The 17,655-nt window shown below is 39.8% G+C and carries 19 protein-coding genes and 1 rRNA gene; 19 read left to right on the forward strand and 1 reads right to left on the reverse strand.

Annotation, left to right across the window (positions count from 1 at the left end; all coding sequences use genetic code 11):
- The first annotated feature begins 158 nt into the window (after positions 1-158).
- The 11 genes from rrf (at position 159) to rsmI (ending at position 8,355) form a co-directional block, all read left to right on the forward strand.
- A 5S ribosomal RNA gene (rrf, locus tag FZC88_RS23040) occupies positions 159-275 on the forward strand.
- Positions 276-1,004: 729 nt separating this feature from the next.
- Positions 1,005-1,205 carry a sigma factor G inhibitor Gin gene (locus FZC88_RS23045; protein ID WP_262372023.1) on the forward strand — a complete coding sequence of 67 codons (201 nt, stop codon included), beginning with the start codon at positions 1,005-1,007 and terminating at the stop codon, positions 1,203-1,205.
- 131 nt (positions 1,206-1,336) lie between these two features.
- Positions 1,337-2,752, forward strand: coding sequence for an aminotransferase class I/II-fold pyridoxal phosphate-dependent enzyme (locus FZC88_RS23050; RefSeq protein ID WP_148996570.1), 1,416 nt, complete (start codon positions 1,337-1,339; stop codon positions 2,750-2,752).
- A gap of 18 nt (positions 2,753-2,770) precedes the next feature.
- Entirely contained in the window at positions 2,771-3,403 is a 633-nt protein-coding gene (gene tmk / locus FZC88_RS23055; RefSeq protein WP_148971331.1) for a dTMP kinase, read from the forward strand.
- A gap of 144 nt (positions 3,404-3,547) precedes the next feature.
- Complete coding sequence (locus FZC88_RS23060) at positions 3,548-3,877, forward strand: cyclic-di-AMP receptor (protein ID WP_044340646.1); 330 nt, start codon at positions 3,548-3,550, stop codon at positions 3,875-3,877.
- A gap of 15 nt (positions 3,878-3,892) precedes the next feature.
- Positions 3,893-4,333 carry a YaaR family protein gene (locus FZC88_RS23065; RefSeq protein ID WP_148971330.1) on the forward strand — a complete coding sequence of 147 codons (441 nt, stop codon included), beginning with the start codon at positions 3,893-3,895 and terminating at the stop codon, positions 4,331-4,333.
- A 17-nt stretch (positions 4,334-4,350) separates the two neighbouring features.
- Positions 4,351-5,334 (forward strand): DNA polymerase III subunit delta', encoded by a 984-nt coding sequence (gene holB, locus FZC88_RS23070; RefSeq protein ID WP_148996571.1) that lies wholly within the window; start codon positions 4,351-4,353, stop codon positions 5,332-5,334.
- 7 nt (positions 5,335-5,341) lie between these two features.
- Positions 5,342-6,169: a PSP1 domain-containing protein gene (locus tag FZC88_RS23075; protein ID WP_148971328.1), complete on the forward strand. Its 828-nt coding sequence runs from the start codon at positions 5,342-5,344 to the stop codon at positions 6,167-6,169.
- Positions 6,170-6,183: 14 nt separating this feature from the next.
- Entirely contained in the window at positions 6,184-6,558 is a 375-nt protein-coding gene (yabA, locus tag FZC88_RS23080; protein WP_148971327.1) for a DNA replication initiation control protein YabA, read from the forward strand.
- Positions 6,559-6,702: 144 nt separating this feature from the next.
- Complete coding sequence (locus FZC88_RS23085; protein WP_148971326.1) at positions 6,703-7,458, forward strand: tRNA1(Val) (adenine(37)-N6)-methyltransferase; 756 nt, start codon at positions 6,703-6,705, stop codon at positions 7,456-7,458.
- A gap of 24 nt (positions 7,459-7,482) precedes the next feature.
- Positions 7,483-8,355: a 16S rRNA (cytidine(1402)-2'-O)-methyltransferase gene (gene rsmI / locus FZC88_RS23090; protein WP_148996572.1), complete on the forward strand. Its 873-nt coding sequence runs from the start codon at positions 7,483-7,485 to the stop codon at positions 8,353-8,355.
- 70 nt (positions 8,356-8,425) lie between these two features.
- Here rsmI and FZC88_RS23095 read toward each other — a convergent pair whose 3' ends face one another.
- A complete protein-coding gene (locus tag FZC88_RS23095; protein WP_044340639.1) occupies positions 8,426-8,707 on the reverse strand; it encodes an AbrB/MazE/SpoVT family DNA-binding domain-containing protein in 282 nt (93 codons plus the stop codon).
- A gap of 486 nt (positions 8,708-9,193) precedes the next feature.
- Between FZC88_RS23095 and metG the strand changes: the two genes are divergently transcribed.
- The 8 genes from metG (at position 9,194) to FZC88_RS23135 (ending at position 17,424) form a co-directional block, all read left to right on the forward strand.
- Positions 9,194-11,152 (forward strand): methionine--tRNA ligase, encoded by a 1,959-nt coding sequence (metG, locus tag FZC88_RS23100; protein ID WP_148996573.1) that lies wholly within the window; start codon positions 9,194-9,196, stop codon positions 11,150-11,152.
- Between the two features lie 327 nt (positions 11,153-11,479).
- The gene (locus FZC88_RS23105) at positions 11,480-12,247 is read left to right on the forward strand and encodes a TatD family hydrolase (protein WP_148996574.1); all 768 of its coding nucleotides are present in this window, start codon (positions 11,480-11,482) and stop codon (positions 12,245-12,247) included.
- 250 nt (positions 12,248-12,497) lie between these two features.
- Positions 12,498-13,730, forward strand: a complete 1,233-nt coding sequence (locus FZC88_RS23110; protein WP_262372024.1) for a G5 and 3D domain-containing protein — start codon at positions 12,498-12,500, stop codon at positions 13,728-13,730.
- 119 nt (positions 13,731-13,849) lie between these two features.
- Positions 13,850-14,410: a ribonuclease M5 gene (gene rnmV / locus FZC88_RS23115; RefSeq protein WP_148996575.1), complete on the forward strand. Its 561-nt coding sequence runs from the start codon at positions 13,850-13,852 to the stop codon at positions 14,408-14,410.
- Positions 14,403-15,281, forward strand: coding sequence for a 16S rRNA (adenine(1518)-N(6)/adenine(1519)-N(6))-dimethyltransferase RsmA (rsmA, locus tag FZC88_RS23120; protein WP_148996576.1), 879 nt, complete (start codon positions 14,403-14,405; stop codon positions 15,279-15,281). Before rnmV ends, rsmA begins: the two co-directional genes overlap by 8 nt.
- Before the next feature lie 243 nt (positions 15,282-15,524).
- On the forward strand, positions 15,525-16,403 hold the full coding sequence (gene yabG, locus FZC88_RS23125) for a sporulation peptidase YabG (protein ID WP_148971319.1): 879 nt from the start codon (positions 15,525-15,527) through the stop codon (positions 16,401-16,403).
- 442 nt (positions 16,404-16,845) lie between these two features.
- Positions 16,846-17,115, forward strand: a complete 270-nt coding sequence (gene veg / locus FZC88_RS23130; RefSeq protein WP_032085220.1) for a biofilm formation stimulator Veg — start codon at positions 16,846-16,848, stop codon at positions 17,113-17,115.
- A gap of 126 nt (positions 17,116-17,241) precedes the next feature.
- On the forward strand, positions 17,242-17,424 hold the full coding sequence (locus FZC88_RS23135; RefSeq protein WP_148996577.1) for an alpha/beta-type small acid-soluble spore protein: 183 nt from the start codon (positions 17,242-17,244) through the stop codon (positions 17,422-17,424).
- The last annotated feature ends 231 nt before the right edge of the window (positions 17,425-17,655 follow it).

The raw sequence follows: 17,655 nt of genomic DNA on the forward strand, positions 1-17,655 counted from the left end.
CTCAGCTGATTGAACTGAAATGACCTCGAGTCTCTAGCCGCCGGAGCTGGAATGGTATCTACTTGAAGAAGTAGATGCAACAATTGGTCGGTATTCGGCTTTCTTGACATCAATTCTTTATCTAGTTTTGAAGGAACAACCCTTCAATTGAATATTCGTCTGGTGACAATGGCGAAGAGGTCACACCCGTTCCCATGCCGAACACGGAAGTTAAGCTCTTCAGCGCCGATGGTAGTTGGGGGATCTCCCCCTGTGAGAGTAGGACGTCGCCAGGCAAATGTCAAAAAGAGTAGCTCTTAGGGGCTGCTTTTTTTGTTTATTCATCAGAAATGTTGGTGTACATTGAGTCCAGGCATTTATCTCTATACAGTTAATCTTAGATGAAGATCCGTTTATGGATGCAATTCTGAAAGAGTCTTGATGTGATAATATGGAAAAAGACGCATAAAATAAAAAAATGACGCAAAAAAGGATGAAAACGACGCATAAAATGAAAAAATCACGCAATAAAGGTCTAAAAAGACGCATAAATTAAAATAACGACGCAATAATCCCATATCAAGACAAATTAATACCTACAAAAACGGTACCTAGCCCCGATAAAACAGGCAAACGTCCAAGTTTGGTCACATTTCTGCACAAAAACAACCTATTTATACGATTTTTCAAGCTTCATAGCTTTCTATCCGCACATACACACATACCAATTCCACTATCCAACCACATATAATAATTAACTTTCCACCTCCCAAAAATGATCATAACTAATCCATATCCCACCAATATATACTTTTCCTTTAAAATGACCTTAGCCACACTACTCCCCACCTGAATCTCACTCAATATCTTTTTTCCACAATCTTTTTTATAGAGACATACACAGACAGGGCGATTGTAACATAAGATAAATTACACTTGATTATTCTGTCAGTTTAAAAGTTTGAAATAATGTATACAATTGGTGGTTTTGAGGCAGAATAGGCTGTATGGAGGTGGAGAGCCCTATGTTAAATCCGGAGCGTAAGGCGGCTTTAGAAGAGTGTATCGTTTGTCACGTTGATAAGAAGGTTGGAATCCATCTATACACATCGTTTATCTGCACAGAATGTGAGAAAGAAATGGTTCAGACAGAAACAAATGATCCTTTGTATAAAACATTCGTTCAACGATTAAAAAAAGTGAATACTCCTCAAATCTATTCATAACCAGGAAATATAATTGGTTATGATTTTTTTTTGATATTAATAGGTAAAAAGTTTTCATTGTTCCTTGGGGCATTGAACAGCGTGATTGTGATACGATATGAGTGGATATTTATTTTGAGGAGATTTTGAGTATGAAACAAGATCAGAGGAGAACCCCTCTTATTGAAGCGATAGAGAAGCATCTGTCAGCCAAGCCAATCTCTTTTCATGTGCCGGGTCATAAAAATGGTTTATTGATGGACGAACAACCATTTTATCAATCCGATGTTACAGAGTTAAGCGGATTGGATGATTTACATGATCCCCATGAGGCGATTCGTGAAGCAGAGGACTTGCTGTCGGATGTATATGGGACGTTGAAGAGTCATTTTTTAGTGAACGGAAGTACGGTTGGGAATATTGCTGCCATTCTTGCTTCATGCTCACCGGGAGATCTCATTTTCGTTCAAAGGAATTGTCATAAGTCTGTATTGAATGGAATCAAGCTTGCTAAGGCTGTGCCTATATTAATAGAAACAGAGTGGACCGACGAGGGTATCGCCCTTGGTATGCGTCTGGATGCTATGCAGGAAGCATTGAAGGTATATCCCTGTGTGAAGGCGTGTGTGCTCACTTATCCGACTTATTATGGGTTTACTTACAATATCGATAAAATAATCGAGGAATTACATAAACATGATGTAACGTGTATCGTTGATGAGGCACATGGTGCTCATTTTACATTGGGCAGCCCTTTTCCGGAGTCAGCAATTGAATATGGTGCGGATATTGTCGTCCATTCGGCTCACAAGATGCTCCCGGCCATGACGATGGGGTCGTATTTACACATCACAAGCTTCAGAGTGAGTGAGCGTAAGGTGAAAGAGTATTTAACTATGCTACAATCAAGTAGTCCATCGTATCCGATTATGGCATCCCTTGACTATGCCAGGTCCTATATAGGGACTTTTACACAAGAAGAAAGGGATCAAAACCTGAAAGAGATCAATAAGTTTGTACAAGCATTGGAGGCGGTTCATCCTCAACTCATTGTAAAGCGGACGGACGATCCACTAAAGCTTGTCATGAGACTGGAGGAAAGGTCAGGATATGCTCTTCAACAGTTATTGGAGTCAGAGGGAATTTACCCAGAGCTTGCTGACCCCGATTATGTATTACTGATCCTTCCGTTACTGAAGAAAGATCGTTCTTTTCCTTATAATGAAGCGATCGGCCGAGTATGTAAGGCTTTAGGGAATGAACCGATTATAGAAAAGAAAAACAATCATGAACCAAATCGTTCAAATAGCCAAGAGTTTTTTACTACTTTGGCATTAAGCTTTGAGGAGATGGAAGAGAAAGTGGAAGCACTCATTGCCATTGACGAAGCAGAAGGAAAAATTTCAGCGGGAATGGTCACACCTTATCCTCCGGGAATTCCTCTGTTGATACCAGGAGAACGAATTACCTCTCACGCCATTGAACGTTTAACAGAGTATGTAAAGAATAAGGCAAACATTCAAGGTCATCACCGCTTAGATGAAAACCGTGTGTTTGTGTACCGATAAGCAAGTGGAGGGAAAGACATGTCAAAAGGATTGTTTATTACAGTTGAAGGTCCTGAGGGGGCCGGTAAATCAACGATATTAACAGAAATTTTTAACCGTTTATTACAGGACGGCCACGAAGTCATTCAGACGAGGGAGCCTGGAGGCATTTCCATCGCCGAACAGATTAGAGAAGTCATTTTAAATACAGGGAACACGGAAATGGATAAACGGACGGAAGCTCTTTTATATGCTGCTGCGCGACGACAGCATTTGGTTGAGAAAGTGATTCCCGCCCTTGAAGAAGGAAAGATAGTGATCTGTGATCGTTTTATTGATAGTTCCCTTGCTTATCAAGGGAATGCCCGTGGAATCGGTATGGAAGAGGTCATGAATATCAATCAATTTGCGATTGAAGATAAGATGCCGGATCTAACGTTATATTTTGATATCGACCCCGAAGAAGGGTTAAAGAGAATTGCGAAACATAATGGAAGAGAAGTGAACCGGTTAGATCTGGAATCGGTTGATTTCCATACGAGAGTCCGGGAAGGATATCAGAAGTTAATGAAACAATATCCTGATCGTATTCAAGTCATCGATGCCAGCCAGAGCAAAGAAGCTGTATTTGGTGATGCATATGGTATCGTGACCGATTACTTAAATAAGTAAGTTTAGTTAAAAGAAACAGGTGGACTTCTAAGCAAATATTGGTGCTAAGAAGTCCGTCTCTTTTTTATATGAAACATGTATGTAGATCCTGTTCAATGATATAATAGAAGGAAGTAAATGGCTTTAAAACGGAGGAATTGATTAATGAAGGTAATTATGGCAGTTGTACAGGATAAAGATAGCAATCGTTTGTCTAATGCCCTGATGGAACATAATTTTCGTTCGACAAAATTAGCCAGTACAGGCGGTTTTTTAAAGTCCGGGAATACCACATTCATTATTGGTACAGAAGATATTCGTGTAGATAAAGCGTTACAGGTTATTAAAGAAAACTGTCAGTCACGGGATCAGATGGTAGCTCCCGTCTCCCCCATGGGTGGGAATGCAGATTCATATGTGCCTTACCCTGTTGAAGTAGCCGTTGGCGGGGCGACCGTATTCGTTCTTCCTGTAGAGCAATTCCATCAGTTTTAAAGTGAGGTTTAACTTATGAAAATTAGCCAGGACCATCGGGTTTCCTTAGATAAAGTAACGAAAGAACAGAAATCTAATGGAACAGGTCAAGTTAAATTCGGGCAGCTTGTTCATAAGCACGATCAGAAAATGCAGATGGAACAGCTCAGTAAACTGCTCGTCACAATAGAAGATGCCGGTAGTCGTTTAGCCAAGTCAAGATCATTTAAAGATCTTGCTAAATATAAAACAGTGGTCAAAAAATTTGTGCGTGAGGCCGTAGATTTCGGGATGGATTTGAAGCAATCTCATACGTGGAATCAATATGGTGAAGGCAGAAAGCTCAATATAGTAGAGACCATCGACCAACAGCTTATTGAACTGACGGAAGATGTATTGGATAAAGAAAAGAAGTCCATTGATATATTAGGGAAAATCGGTGAAATAAAGGGATTGCTTATTAATCTTTATATGTAAGAGAGTGATGTTAAGACATGTTGTTTGAAGAGATACAACCATTTCAGCCAGTCGTCCTTCAGATGCTTCAGAATAGTATTTTGAAGGATCGTGTCGCTCATGCTTATTTATTCGAGGGTGAAAAAGGGACACGAAAGAAAGAAATGAGCATCCTGTTTGCAAAAGCATTGCTATGTGTGAACCGCGCAGATGGAAAGGCCTGTGAAAGCTGTTCCAACTGCAAAAGGATCAATCATGGGAATCACCCGGACCTGCATCTGGTAGAACCGGACGGTCTTTCGATCAAGAAGGATCAGATTAAAAGTTTGCAAGAAGAATTTTCGAAAACAGGTGTAGAATCCAAGAAGAAGATTTACATTATTGTTCATGGAGATAAGATGACAGGGAATGCGGCTAATAGCCTGCTTAAGTTTCTTGAAGAGCCGTTAGCTGATACAACAGCGATTCTGATCACAGAAAATATTCATCGCATATTACCTACTATTCTTTCACGGTGCCAGACGATTTCGTTCAAGCCGTTACCGAAAGAACAGTTGACGAAACAGTTATTGGAAGAGGGGATACCACCCCATTTTGCAACGCTGGCAGCCAATTTGACGAACCATTATGAGGAAGCTGTAGAAATATGTCAAAATGAGTGGTTTGCACAAGCAAGAATAATAGTGTTAAAATTATATGAAGTCCTCCAAAAAAGTCCCTTCCAAGCAATGGTCAAAATACAAGAGGATTTTGTACAGCACTTCAAAGAAAAAGATCAAGTCGATCGAGCATTAGATCTTTTACTTCTAATATATAAAGACTTACTTCATATCCAGTTAGGAAAAGAAGAACAGCTCGTGTACCCGGACCAAAAGGAAAACTGGAAATCAAACGCACTTCAAGTATCTACCAATCGTCTTTCTACTAATATGACGGCGATACTTGAAGCAAAACGCAAGTTAAACGCCAATATGAATTCGCAGCTGCTAGTAGAACAGCTTATGCTAAAACTGCAGGGGTGATGGTCCTTTGTACGATGTTGTAGGTGTACGCTTTAAAAAAGCGGGTAAAATCTATTATTTCGATCCGGGTGAATTGGATATTCAGAAAGATTCTTATGTAATCGTTGAAACCGTTCGCGGAGTCGAATTTGGAAAAGTAGTCGTAGAGAGAAAGCAAGTCGGAGAAAATGATGTAGTGCTTCCATTGAAAAAAGTGATTCGTATCGCTGATCAAAAGGATCGATTAATCGTAGATGAGAACAAAGCATCTGCGACGGAAGCCTACAATGTATGTTGTGATAAAATTAATCAGCATCAATTAGATATGAAACTGGTAGATGTAGAGTATACATTTGATCGTAACAAAGTCATATTTTATTTTACGGCTGATGGACGAGTTGATTTCCGAGAGCTAGTAAAAGATCTAGCTTCCATTTTCCGTACGCGCATAGAACTTCGTCAGATTGGCGTTCGAGACGAAGCAAAAATGCTGGGTGGTATAGGTCCTTGTGGCCGCATGTTATGTTGTTCTACCTTTTTAGGTGATTTTGAGCCTGTATCCATCAAGATGGCGAAGGATCAAAATCTATCCCTTAATCCAACGAAGATTTCAGGTTTATGCGGACGTTTAATGTGCTGTCTGAAATACGAGAACGACGAGTATGAAACAGCGAAAGCGGAATTACCTGATATTGGAGAAGTGATTAAGACACCTCATGGAAAAGGTAAAGTGGTAGGTCTTAATATTCTGGAACGTATTCTTCAAGTGGAAATTAAAGAAGAAGAGCGGGTTCTGGAATTTACATTAGATGAAATCATGAACGTGGGTGCCGTATCATTCCAAGCCACAGAGTAACGGGGTGTAGTGTCGTGGATAAAAAAGAGTTCTTTGATTCAGTCAGTAATATGGAACAACAAATTGGTCATTTATATCATCAATTAGGTGAGCTCAAACAATGTCTAGCTGAAATGTTAGAAGAGAATAATTCTCTAAAGCTTGAAAATGAGCATTTGCGCCGCAGACTGGAACAAACAGAGAACTCACCAAAAAAGGTACAAACAAACAGCGATGCGGGTACAACGGGTGAGTCAGACTTAGAAGATAAAACACTGGATATAGGAGAAGGGTATGACAACCTTGCTCGATTATACCAGGAAGGATTTCATATTTGTAATATACATTTTGGAAGTCCACGGAAGGATGAAGATTGTTTATTCTGCCTCTCTTTCTTAAACAAGAAATAAGGAAAGAATAAATATCCCTGTTATCCTACACTCTATAGAATAGAATACAGACTAAAAAGGGCTGATCCATACAAAATGGGATTGGTCCTTTTTAGTGATTCATATCGAAACAATATATAATAGAAGGAAAAGTGGAGGAAAGGCATGGTCGAGTTAAAAGAAGATGAACGTTTAGATTATTTATTGGCTGAAAATATGAGGATCATCCAAAGTCCATCTGTTTTCTCCTTTTCAACAGATGCTGTCCTATTGGCCCATTTCAGCTATTTACCGATTCACAAAGGGAAAGTGGTTGATCTATGTTCGGGTAACGGCATCATCCCCTTATTACTAAGTGCGAGAACCAACGTTGAAATTACGGGGGTGGAGATTCAGGAAAGATTATTTGATATGGCACAGAGAAGTGTTCAATATAATGGTCGTCAAAAACAAATATCCATGAAGCTGGGGGATGTGAAGGAGATCGATCAGTTCCTACATCATTCTCATTATGATGTCGTAACATGTAATCCTCCATACTTTAACACTCCACCCGGTGATAAAAGAAACGTAAATGAGCACTATGCGATCGCCCGTCATGAAATCCTTTGTTCCCTTGAGGATACCATCAAAGCATCAAGTTATCTCCTGAAGCAAGGAGGAAAGGCTTCCTTCGTCCATCGTCCAGGTCGATTGATGGACATTCTATCGTTAATGAGGAAGCATCGTCTCGAGCCAAAGCGATTGCGCTTTGTATATCCGAAGCCAGGAAGAGAAGCCAACACCATCTTAATAGAAGGAATAAAAGATGGGAAACCGGACCTAAAAATTCTTCCTCCCCTTTATGTGTACGATGAACAGAACAAATATTCACGGGAAGTATATGATATGCTGTTTGGAAAGAATGAAGATAAGGACTAAGGAAATGAGAAGGTGAGCTAATCAATGAATCAGCAAAAAAGCTTTCAAGATAGTGAAAAAGGAAGCTTGTATCTTGTCCCTACACCGATCGGGAATTTAGAGGATATGACGTTCCGCGCAATCCGCATGATGAAGGAAGCGGCAGTGATTGCTGCCGAAGATACAAGAAATACAAAAAAATTATGTAATTACTTTGAAATCGATACGCCTATCATCAGCTATCATGAGCACAATAAAGAAACGAGCGGACAGAAGCTGATTGAACGGATGGAAAGAGGCGAGCTCGTTGCCCTTGTAAGTGATGCAGGAATGCCATCCATTTCGGATCCGGGTTATGAACTGGTGAAAGAAGCAATCGAACACGAAATTGCTGTCATTCCATTGCCGGGGGCGAACGCTGCTCTTACGGCTTTGATCGCTTCAGGATTGGCTCCGCAGCCATTTTATTTCTATGGGTTTTTACATAGAGGGAAGAAAGATAAAAGAGCGGAACTGGATACACTTAAAAAGCTGGAAGATACATTCATCCTTTATGAATCACCACACAGACTAAAAGAAACATTAAAAGAGCTATATGGAGCTCTGGGAAATAGACAAATCGTGGTTTGTCGTGAGCTCACGAAGAAGTTCGAGGAATTCATCCGTGGATCACTGGAAGAAGTAATGGAATGGGCAAACGATGGGGAAGTACGAGGCGAATTCTGCTTATTAATTGAGGGAGCGGGTCCGCTGGAAAAAGAAGAGGAAGACGCCTGGTGGAGCAACTACTCGCTTCTGGACCATGTGCAGCATTACATGAACGAAAAAAACATGACCTCCAAAGAAGCCATCAAACAAGTCTCAAAAGAACGCTCCCTTCCAAAACGGGAAGTTTATCAAGCTTATCATGTTGAATAGGATAATGCCGAGATACAAATAAAAAAAGGCCTGAGTCTAGTCACTCAGGCCTTTGATATGTTAACATCAATTATTTTGTTTGTAGTGAATCCTGGATTTCTTTTAGTAATTGATCTGCACCTTCACGGCTAAGAACCAATTTACCGTTAGCAAGCTTGATGTTATCATCAGAAACTTCACCAGTGATTTGGCAAGTCATGCTTGGCTTATATTTCTTCAAGATGATTCTTTCGTCATCTACATAGATTTCTAAAGCATCTTTCTCAGCGATACCTAATGTACGACGTAATTCGATTGGGATAACGACACGACCTAATTCATCAACTTTTCTTACAATACCTGTAGACTTCATTTGAAAATCTCCTCCAAATAAATATTATTTATCTCTCTCTAGTTCGTCAATATTCGACAAATTTCTTTTGTTGTTTCTATCATACCAACGATTAGGTGTATCGTCAATAATTATATCTGTAAATTTTTAAGAAAAAATGGATGAAAAAGTGTTGTTTTAATAAGCTTTACGCTTTATTGTAAAAAAATGTATTACCAATTAAATATTATTGTAATGAAAGTAATAAGTGAAAGTAATGTCGAATTATCTTTATAAAATGCGTTTATTCGACAAAAATAGACAAAAAACCTCACTTGTTTCGACAATTTCAAGATTCAACATTGTTTAGTTGCAGAAACCCTTTATTTTAGGTATATTTTGATGAGATAAGAGGTTAAGATGATAGGTAAGGCGCAGATAATGGATGTACATAACATTTATGCCACTATAAACCATACGGATGCCCCTATGGCTTTATGGGGGTAGAAAAAAGAGGAGGAACGGAAAGTGGAAGAAAAGTTGAACACCTTCTATATTACAACACCGATTTATTATCCAAGTGGAAATTTACATATTGGACATGCTTACACCACGGTAGCTGGTGATGCAATGGCCCGTTATAAGAGAATGCGTGGATTCGATGTCATGTACCTGACAGGAACGGACGAGCATGGACAGAAAATTCAACGTAAAGCTCAGGAACAAGGAATTACTCCTCAAGCATATGTAGACGGAATTGTTAGTGGAATTAAAGATTTATGGGGAAAACTGGACATTTCATATGATGACTTTATCCGTACGACAGAAAAGCGTCATAAGGATATTGTGGAAAAAATCTTCCATCAGCTTGTCGAACAAGGTGATATTTACTTGGACCAGTATGAAGGATGGTATTGTACACCATGTGAATCCTTCTTTACTGAGCGTCAATTAGAAAACGGAAACTGTCCTGATTGCGGCAGACCCGTTGAAAAAGTGAAGGAAGAATCGTACTTCTTCAAAATGAGCAAATACGCTGACCGCCTTCTTGCTTATTATGAAGAAAACCCAGAATTCATACAGCCTGAGTCCCGAAAGAATGAGATGGTGAATAACTTCATCAAACCTGGTTTAGAAGACTTGGCTGTTTCTAGAACAACGTTTGACTGGGGAGTGAAAGTACCGGGAGATCCCAAGCATGTCATTTACGTGTGGATCGATGCCCTTTCCAACTATATTACAGCTCTGGGATACGGCAGTGAGAAAGATACAAATTACTTAAAGTACTGGCCAGCGGATGTTCACCTGGTCGGAAAGGAAATCGTCCGATTCCATACGATTTATTGGCCGATCATGTTAATGGCTTTAGATCTTCCGCTTCCTAAGAAGGTTTTCGCTCATGGATGGCTTCTCATGAAAGACGGGAAAATGTCTAAATCAAAAGGCAATGTAGTCGATCCTGTTACCCTTATTGATCGTTACGGCCTTGATTCTCTTCGTTACTACCTTTTAAGAGAAGTGCCATTCGGTTCTGATGGAGTCTTTACGCCTGAAGGATTTGTTGAACGCATCAACTTCGACTTAGCGAATGACCTAGGGAACCTGTTAAATCGTACAGTGGCCATGATCAATAAGTATTTTGATGGAGTTATTCCAACCTATGTTGATTCTAACGGTGAATTCGATCAAGCCCTTCTGGGTATGAACAAAGAAACAGTGAATAAATATGAAGAAGCAATGGAAAACATGGAGTTTTCTGTAGCTTTGTCCAGTCTGTGGCAGTTAATCAGCCGCACGAATAAATATATTGATGAAACTCAGCCTTGGGCCCTTGCTAAAGACGAAAGCAAAAAAGAAGAGCTCGGCAGTGTGATGAGTCATTTAGCTGAATCATTACGAAGAGTCGCTGTTCTTTTACAACCGTTCCTAACAAGAACTCCTAAGAAAATATTTGAACAATTGAACCTTCATGATGAAAAAATGCACACATGGGAAAGTTTGGAAAGTTTCGGAGCTATTCCGGCAGGAACGGAAGTGGTGAAAAAAGGAGAACCGATTTTCCCGCGACTTGAACTTCAGGAAGAGGTAAACTTCATCAAAGAGAAAATGCAAGGGTCTACTCCTGCTGTTGAAGAAAAGAAGGAGCCTGCTAAAGAAGAATCAGAGGAAATCGGAATCGATGATTTCATGAAAGTTGAGCTTCGAGTAGCGGAAGTCATTGGAGCTGAGCCCGTTAAAAAAGCGGATAAACTGCTAAAGCTGCAATTGGACCTTGGCTTTGAAAAACGCCAAGTTGTGTCAGGAATTGCTAAATTCTATCAGCCGGACGAACTGGTTGGAAAAAAAGTAATCTGTGTGACAAACTTGAAGCCGGTAAAACTGCGTGGAGAACTTTCACAAGGAATGATTCTTGCTGGTGAAGAAAATGGAACGCTGTCTCTTGCTTCCATCGATCAGTCTTTACCAAATGGAACAAAAGTGAAATAAGTAAGCTTTTTATGCTTTTGTCGATAAAGGGATGTTCCACGTGGAACATCCCTTTACTATATTAAAATAATTAATATATGGCATAACAATCGTTATATTAGGTGTTTCTTAAACTCATTACTATATTCAGAAAACAGTAGTATAGAAAGAAACAGATTGTTTTGGTTCTGTGACTAAAGTAGATAGAATGTAGAGTAACTGCGAATGAAACAGGAGTAATAAAAAATATCCATAGAAACCATAATATGTAATATGAATGTTACATGAATGTGATGCTTGTCATGCTTTTTTATATTAAACTTATCTTTATTACAAGGAGTGTCTTACATGCTATTTGATACACATGTTCATTTGAATGCTGAACAATTTGACGAAGATCTGGAGGAGGTAATTTCAAGAGCAAGAGAAGCTGGAGTTGAAAAGATGGTGGTCGTCGGCTTTGATCGTCCAACGATTAACCGGGCAATGGAGCTCATTGAGCAATATGAATTTTTATATGCCAGCATCGGTTGGCACCCAGTGGATGCAATTGATATGAAGGATGAAGATTTAGCTTGGATAGAAGAGCTCTCAAACCACCCTAAAGTAGTTGCCATAGGTGAAATGGGACTCGATTATCACTGGGATAAATCACCGAAAGATGTTCAAAAAGAAGTGTTTCGAAAACAAATTCATTTAGCTAAAAAGGTAAAACTCCCAATCATTATACACAACCGTGATGCCACACAAGATATAGTGGATATCCTCAGGGAAGAAGGAGCAGAGGAAGTTGGAGGGATCATGCATTGCTTCAGCGGAAGTCCTGAAATTGCTCAAGAATGTGTGGATATGAATTTCTACATTTCTCTGGGAGGTCCCGTGACCTTCAAAAATGCGAAAAAGCCAAAAGAAGTAGCAAAAGAAATTCCATTGGAAAAGCTTCTGATCGAAACAGACTGTCCTTATTTAGCACCTCACCCGAACAGGGGGAAGCGAAATGAACCTGCATACGTGAAGTTGGTAGCAGAACAGATTGCGGAGCTTAAGGAAATAACATTAGAAGAAGTAGAGAACATAACTACCAAAAATGCAAAAAAGTTATTCAACATAAACTGACATCAGATTTTGTCGAGAATTGAGAGAGCTTGTCCAAATAGTTAATAAAAACAAAAAGTTCTACATAGGATTCTTGTTTCATAGGATAATCATGTCGATAACTCTCTCTTTTCTTTTTCACTTCTTTTATGCATAATATGTTTTATGTTCCCTGGGTTTCAATATTTTGCTAGATTAAGTTAAAAGAAGTAAGGGTTGACAGTCACTGGATTACTCTATATAATCACTCCGAGAAAAGGAGGCGTTTTTCATGAAGTTTAAAACCATGAAAAGCCTGTTTTCCAAGTCTTTGAGTCGAAGGAAATGGATTGTTACAATCGGAACATTGGTAACATCTGCAGCTGTATTTGGAATTCTTTTTTATGAAGGATCTAAAAACACTGTGGCATTGACCTTAGACGGCGAGCAAAAAGAGATTAGGACGCATGCGAATACAATTCAAGATATATTAAAAGAATTAGAGATTTCAACCCGCTCACAAGACTATTTGTACCCTTCGGGGAATACGAAGGTCTCAAATAACATGAACATTGTTTGGGAACCGGCAAAACAGGTAGAAGTAGTAGTAGGGGGTCAGGCGAAAAAGGTCTGGACGACTGCTGATACTGTAAAAGAGTTACTCTCTGAAAGTGAAATTAAAGTAGGAGAACATGATAAGGTCAAACCCGGCTTATCAGAAAAAGTAACAGGGGACATGAACGTGAAGATTGATACCGCATTTTCACTTAAGCTTGTGAACGGCGGGAAAGAACAAAAGGTATGGTCTACTTCGACTACGGTCGCTGACTTTTTAAAGCAACAAGGAATTACACTAAATAAATCAGACCGTGTTGAACCAAGTTTAGACAAAGTTGTTAAAGCAAATGATGTCGTAAATGTCGTTCGAGTTGAAAAAGTCACCGATGTAGTGGAAGAGACAAAGGATTTCACCGTTATTTCCAAGAAGGATTCCGATCTTTCAAAAGGAAAAGAGAAGGTCGTTCAAGAAGGTAAAAACGGCTTGGTAGAAAAGAAATTTGAAGTTGTGAAAGAAAACGGCAAAGAGGTTTCCAGAAAATTAGTTAGTGAAAAAGTAGTGAAAGAAAGCCAGGATAAAATCATTAATGTCGGAACAAAGGTTTTAGTGGCTCAAGTTTCACGTGGAAGTTCATCATCTAATTCATCTGCCACAGCCTCAGCTGCTCCAAGTGGAGGAAGAGAGTTTTATGTGAGCTCTACAGCTTACACAGCATCATGTAACGGATGCTCAGGCTATACAGCTACAGGAATCAACCTGAAATCAAATCCGAATGTTAAAGTGATTGCAGTGGACCCTTCTGTCATTCCTTTAGGAACAAAGGTATATGTAGAGGGCTATGGCTATGCCGTAGCTGCAGATACGGGTGGCGCAATCAAAGGGAATAAAATCGATGTATTCTTCCCGTCTAAATCAGATGCCTATCGTTGGGGAAGAAAAACAATAAAAGTAAAAATATTAAACTAAGAGCAGGGGTGTTCTCCTGCTTTTTTTTATTTATAAGTAAAAACCGTTATAATAGCTTTAGGTCTTCAATGATTAGACGAAAATGAAAGCAGAAAAGTTTCAATTTTTTTGGAGGAATTATGAAAATTAGAGAAATCATCGTAGTGGAAGGAAAAGATGATACGGTAGCCATTCAACGTGCTGTCAATGCAGATACGATTGAAACGAATGGTTCTGCTGTGTCTCCGGCTACTATAGAAAAAATAAAACACGCCCAGGAAAAAAGAGGCGTAATCATCTTTACCGACCCGGACTACCCGGGTGAACGTATCCGGAAGATTGTGAGTGAAGCGGTACCGGGTTGTAAGCATGCCTTTGTACATAAGAAGGATGCACTGCCAAAGTCAGGAAGAGGAATAGGTGTAGAGCATGCTTCGCCAAATATCATAAGAGAGTCTTTAAGAGAGGCTCATGTGCTGGATGTTGAGCAGGAAGAAGTCATTTCGAAAGAAGATCTAATTGATGCTGGCTTAATTGGCAGTTCCAAAGCAAAAGATCGAAGAATTGCTCTTGGTGAGAAGCTTAGAATCGGATACACTAATGGAAAACAGCTGCATAAGCGATTAAGGATGTTCAATATTCAAAGAGAAGAGTTTAAAAAAGCTTTAATGGAAATTATTCAGGAGGAAGAAAATGCATAAAGATATTGCCACCCCTATACGCACGAAAGAGATATTAGGTAAGTATGGTTTCTCGTTTAAAAAGAGCCTGGGTCAAAACTTTTTGATCGACCCCAATATCCTCAGGAACATAACGGAATACGCAGGGTTATCTGAGAATACCGCAGCCATTGAGATTGGACCTGGAATCGGTGCGTTAACAGAGCACCTTGCGCGCACCTCGGGAAAGGTCGTCGCATTTGAAATCGATCAGCGACTGATTCCTATTCTGGATGATACATTATCCCCTTACAAAAACGTTAAAATCATTAATGAAGATATATTAGAGGCGGATGTAGAAGCCATTATTAATAAAGAATTTGAAGGATTCGAAGACATTATGGTAGTGGCCAATCTCCCTTATTACGTCACTACACCAATTATTCTTAAGCTTTTGATGGAGCGTCTTCCAATCAGAGGCATCTGTGTCATGCTTCAAAAAGAAGTAGGAGACCGTATTTCAGCTCAGCCCGGAACAAAAGCGTACGGATCTCTTTCGATTGCCATACAGTACTATACAGAGGCCGAGATGGTCATGACTGTCCCGAAAACGGTCTTTATGCCGCAACCGAATGTGGACTCAGCCGTCATCCGTTTAACGAAGCGTGAGAAGCCTCCTGTCGAGGTGATCAGTGAAGATTTCTTCTTTACCGTCACACGCTCGTCTTTTGCTCAAAGAAGAAAGACCATCCTGAACAATTTAAGCAGTCAGCTTCCTCAAGGAAAGGAAAAGAAAGACATGATCCTTGTGGCATTATCTGCAGCCGGGATTGAACCCACACGCCGTGGAGAGACACTGTCGATACAGGAATTCGGTCGGTTGAGTGATGCGTTATACCCGAACTTTAATTAAAGCTTGGATAGATGGCTAAACGTGAAAGTGCGTTTAGCCATTTTTTTGTTCCCGTGTACTCCGCACGGGAGACCCATTTTATTGACACCGAATAGTAGAGGGTTGCATAGGTTATCACAGGGAATATTTACTTAATTAAGGATAAGGAACGTGTTGAGAAGGATATGACAAACGTTGATCCTCCTCGGCTTATTTATTTCCTTTTTTGATTTAACGAATGTTTAGCCCACGGGAGTGACTGATGTGAATATCGAAATCAATGATGTCGTAGGCCGCCTTTCCTATCAGTGTGATATTTTATTCAGGGTGATAGATATCCGCATGATAGATGGCCAAAAAACGGCAGTACTGTATGGTGAAGATTTTCGATTAATAGCGGATGCTCCTTTTCATGATTTGAAGAAGATGGACCCTAGAGAGCAGGAACGTATTGCGCAGGAGTTTCGTTCAAAGGAGGAACAATCTCTTGACCTATTTCGTCAGGATATAGAGCTTCTGAAGTATAAGCAGGAATACAAGGTAACGAATGCTTATCGAGACGATTATAACTATTTCCAGGTTCCAGGGAAAGTGCTTCATCTTGATGGAGATCCCAGCTATTTAAGAAAGTGTCTAGATCTTTATGAAAAAATTGGTGTCCCGGTAAAAGGTGTTCACTGTAGTGAGACAGAGATGCCTGAGCAGATTGGGTCGCTTATCGATAAATATAGACCGAATATTATTGTTTTGACCGGTCACGATGCCTATTCCAAGGCGAAAGGGACTAAAGCTGATATTAACGCCTATCGACATTCCAAATATTTTGTTCAGGCCGTGCGTGAAGCACGCAGCAAATCTCCACACTTGGATCAGTTAGTGATCTTTGCTGGTGCTTGTCAATCCCACTTTGAATCATTGATCCACGCTGGAGCCAATTTTGCGAGCTCTCCGTCGAGAGTCAATATTCATGCACTGGATCCCGTTTATATCGTGGCTAAGATTTGTTTTACGGGGTTTAAGGATTCGGTAAATGTGTGGGACGTCATCCGCAATACATTAACAGGGGACAAAGGGCTTGGCGGGATCGAGACGAAGGGTGTCCTTCGTACAGGGATGCCATATAAAATTACACACGAAGATTAGGGAATGTTCGACAAAAATCAAATAGACCTTACAATTTACTGCGTGAATTGTAAGGTCTATTTGGCGTTTAGATGTATAGATTAGTAAGGTGGGTTTTTTAGTGGCATTTATGCTTGTCGCCTCTGGGCAAAGCCCCTCCGCTTTTCTATGTGTCCAGCTTCAGGGGCTTGGGGCTCGAGGTCATAAGCCAAGTAACCTAAAAAGGCAAAAAGCGCCTTTCCGGCATGCTCGCCTTATGCTTGTCGCCTCTGGGCAAAGCCCCTCCACTTTTATTGTTTACATAATTTTTCAAGGGTTGGGGAATGTTAGGTGTGTAGAAAAAACGTACTTTTTGTTGAATAAAATATATTGACAGGTGTTCCTTGTTCTTGTTAAAATAATAAATTTATTTGACTAAAATTACATAATGTGTTATATTTGATTATAGTGAGGTGGAAGCGAAATGCCAAAAACATTAGCCGACATTAAAAGATCCCTTGATTCTAATCTTGGGAAACGTTTAATGCTTAAAGCAAACGGTGGACGTAGAAAAACAATTGAGCGTTCAGGTGTTCTAGCCGAAACGTATCCTTCTGTATTCGTGGTTCAACTGGATCAAGAAGAGAATGCGTTCGAACGAGTTTCTTACAGCTATGCAGATGTTCTCACTGAGACAGTTCAATTAACATTTTATGATGAAGCAACAGGAAATATCATCTTTAGCCAGCAGTAGACAATCGTTTGCTGCTTTTTTATTTGTCCAATTTTCATGAAGTATATAGATTAGGACTCTCCATTGTTATGTTTTATCCTTTTGTACACATACTAAACGTGTGGTACATCTAAAGGAGGTAGACTTATGAGCAGAAGAAGAGGAATCATGTCTGATCAATTAAAAGAAGAAATCGCTCAGGAATTGGGATTCTATGATGTTGTTCAGAAGGATGGTTGGGGTGGAATCACGTCACGGGATGCAGGTAATATGGTGAAGCGCGCAGTCGAGCTCGCAAGTCAGCAATTATCTGAAAATCGTCCTCACTAACTCTTTTCCCGCATACAGGATTACATCTTTTATCAGTACCATATACAGGGGGCCACCTTAAAAGTGTAGTGCTTTTAAGGTGGCCCCTGTTTTAATAAAGACAAGACAATCTTTCCTATCAGTACTTTACGTGATAAAATAACATACTTGTATGAGTATGTTTAGAAGTTAACACTCTCAATAATAAGTGTATGATACAATATAACAAAGAGTATTGGTAAGAAGGTGATG

Origin of the sequence: Rossellomorea aquimaris (genome assembly GCF_008180865.1) — a bacterium.
In the GTDB taxonomy this organism is placed as follows: Bacteria; Bacillota; Bacilli; order Bacillales; family Bacillaceae_B; genus Rossellomorea; species Rossellomorea yichunensis.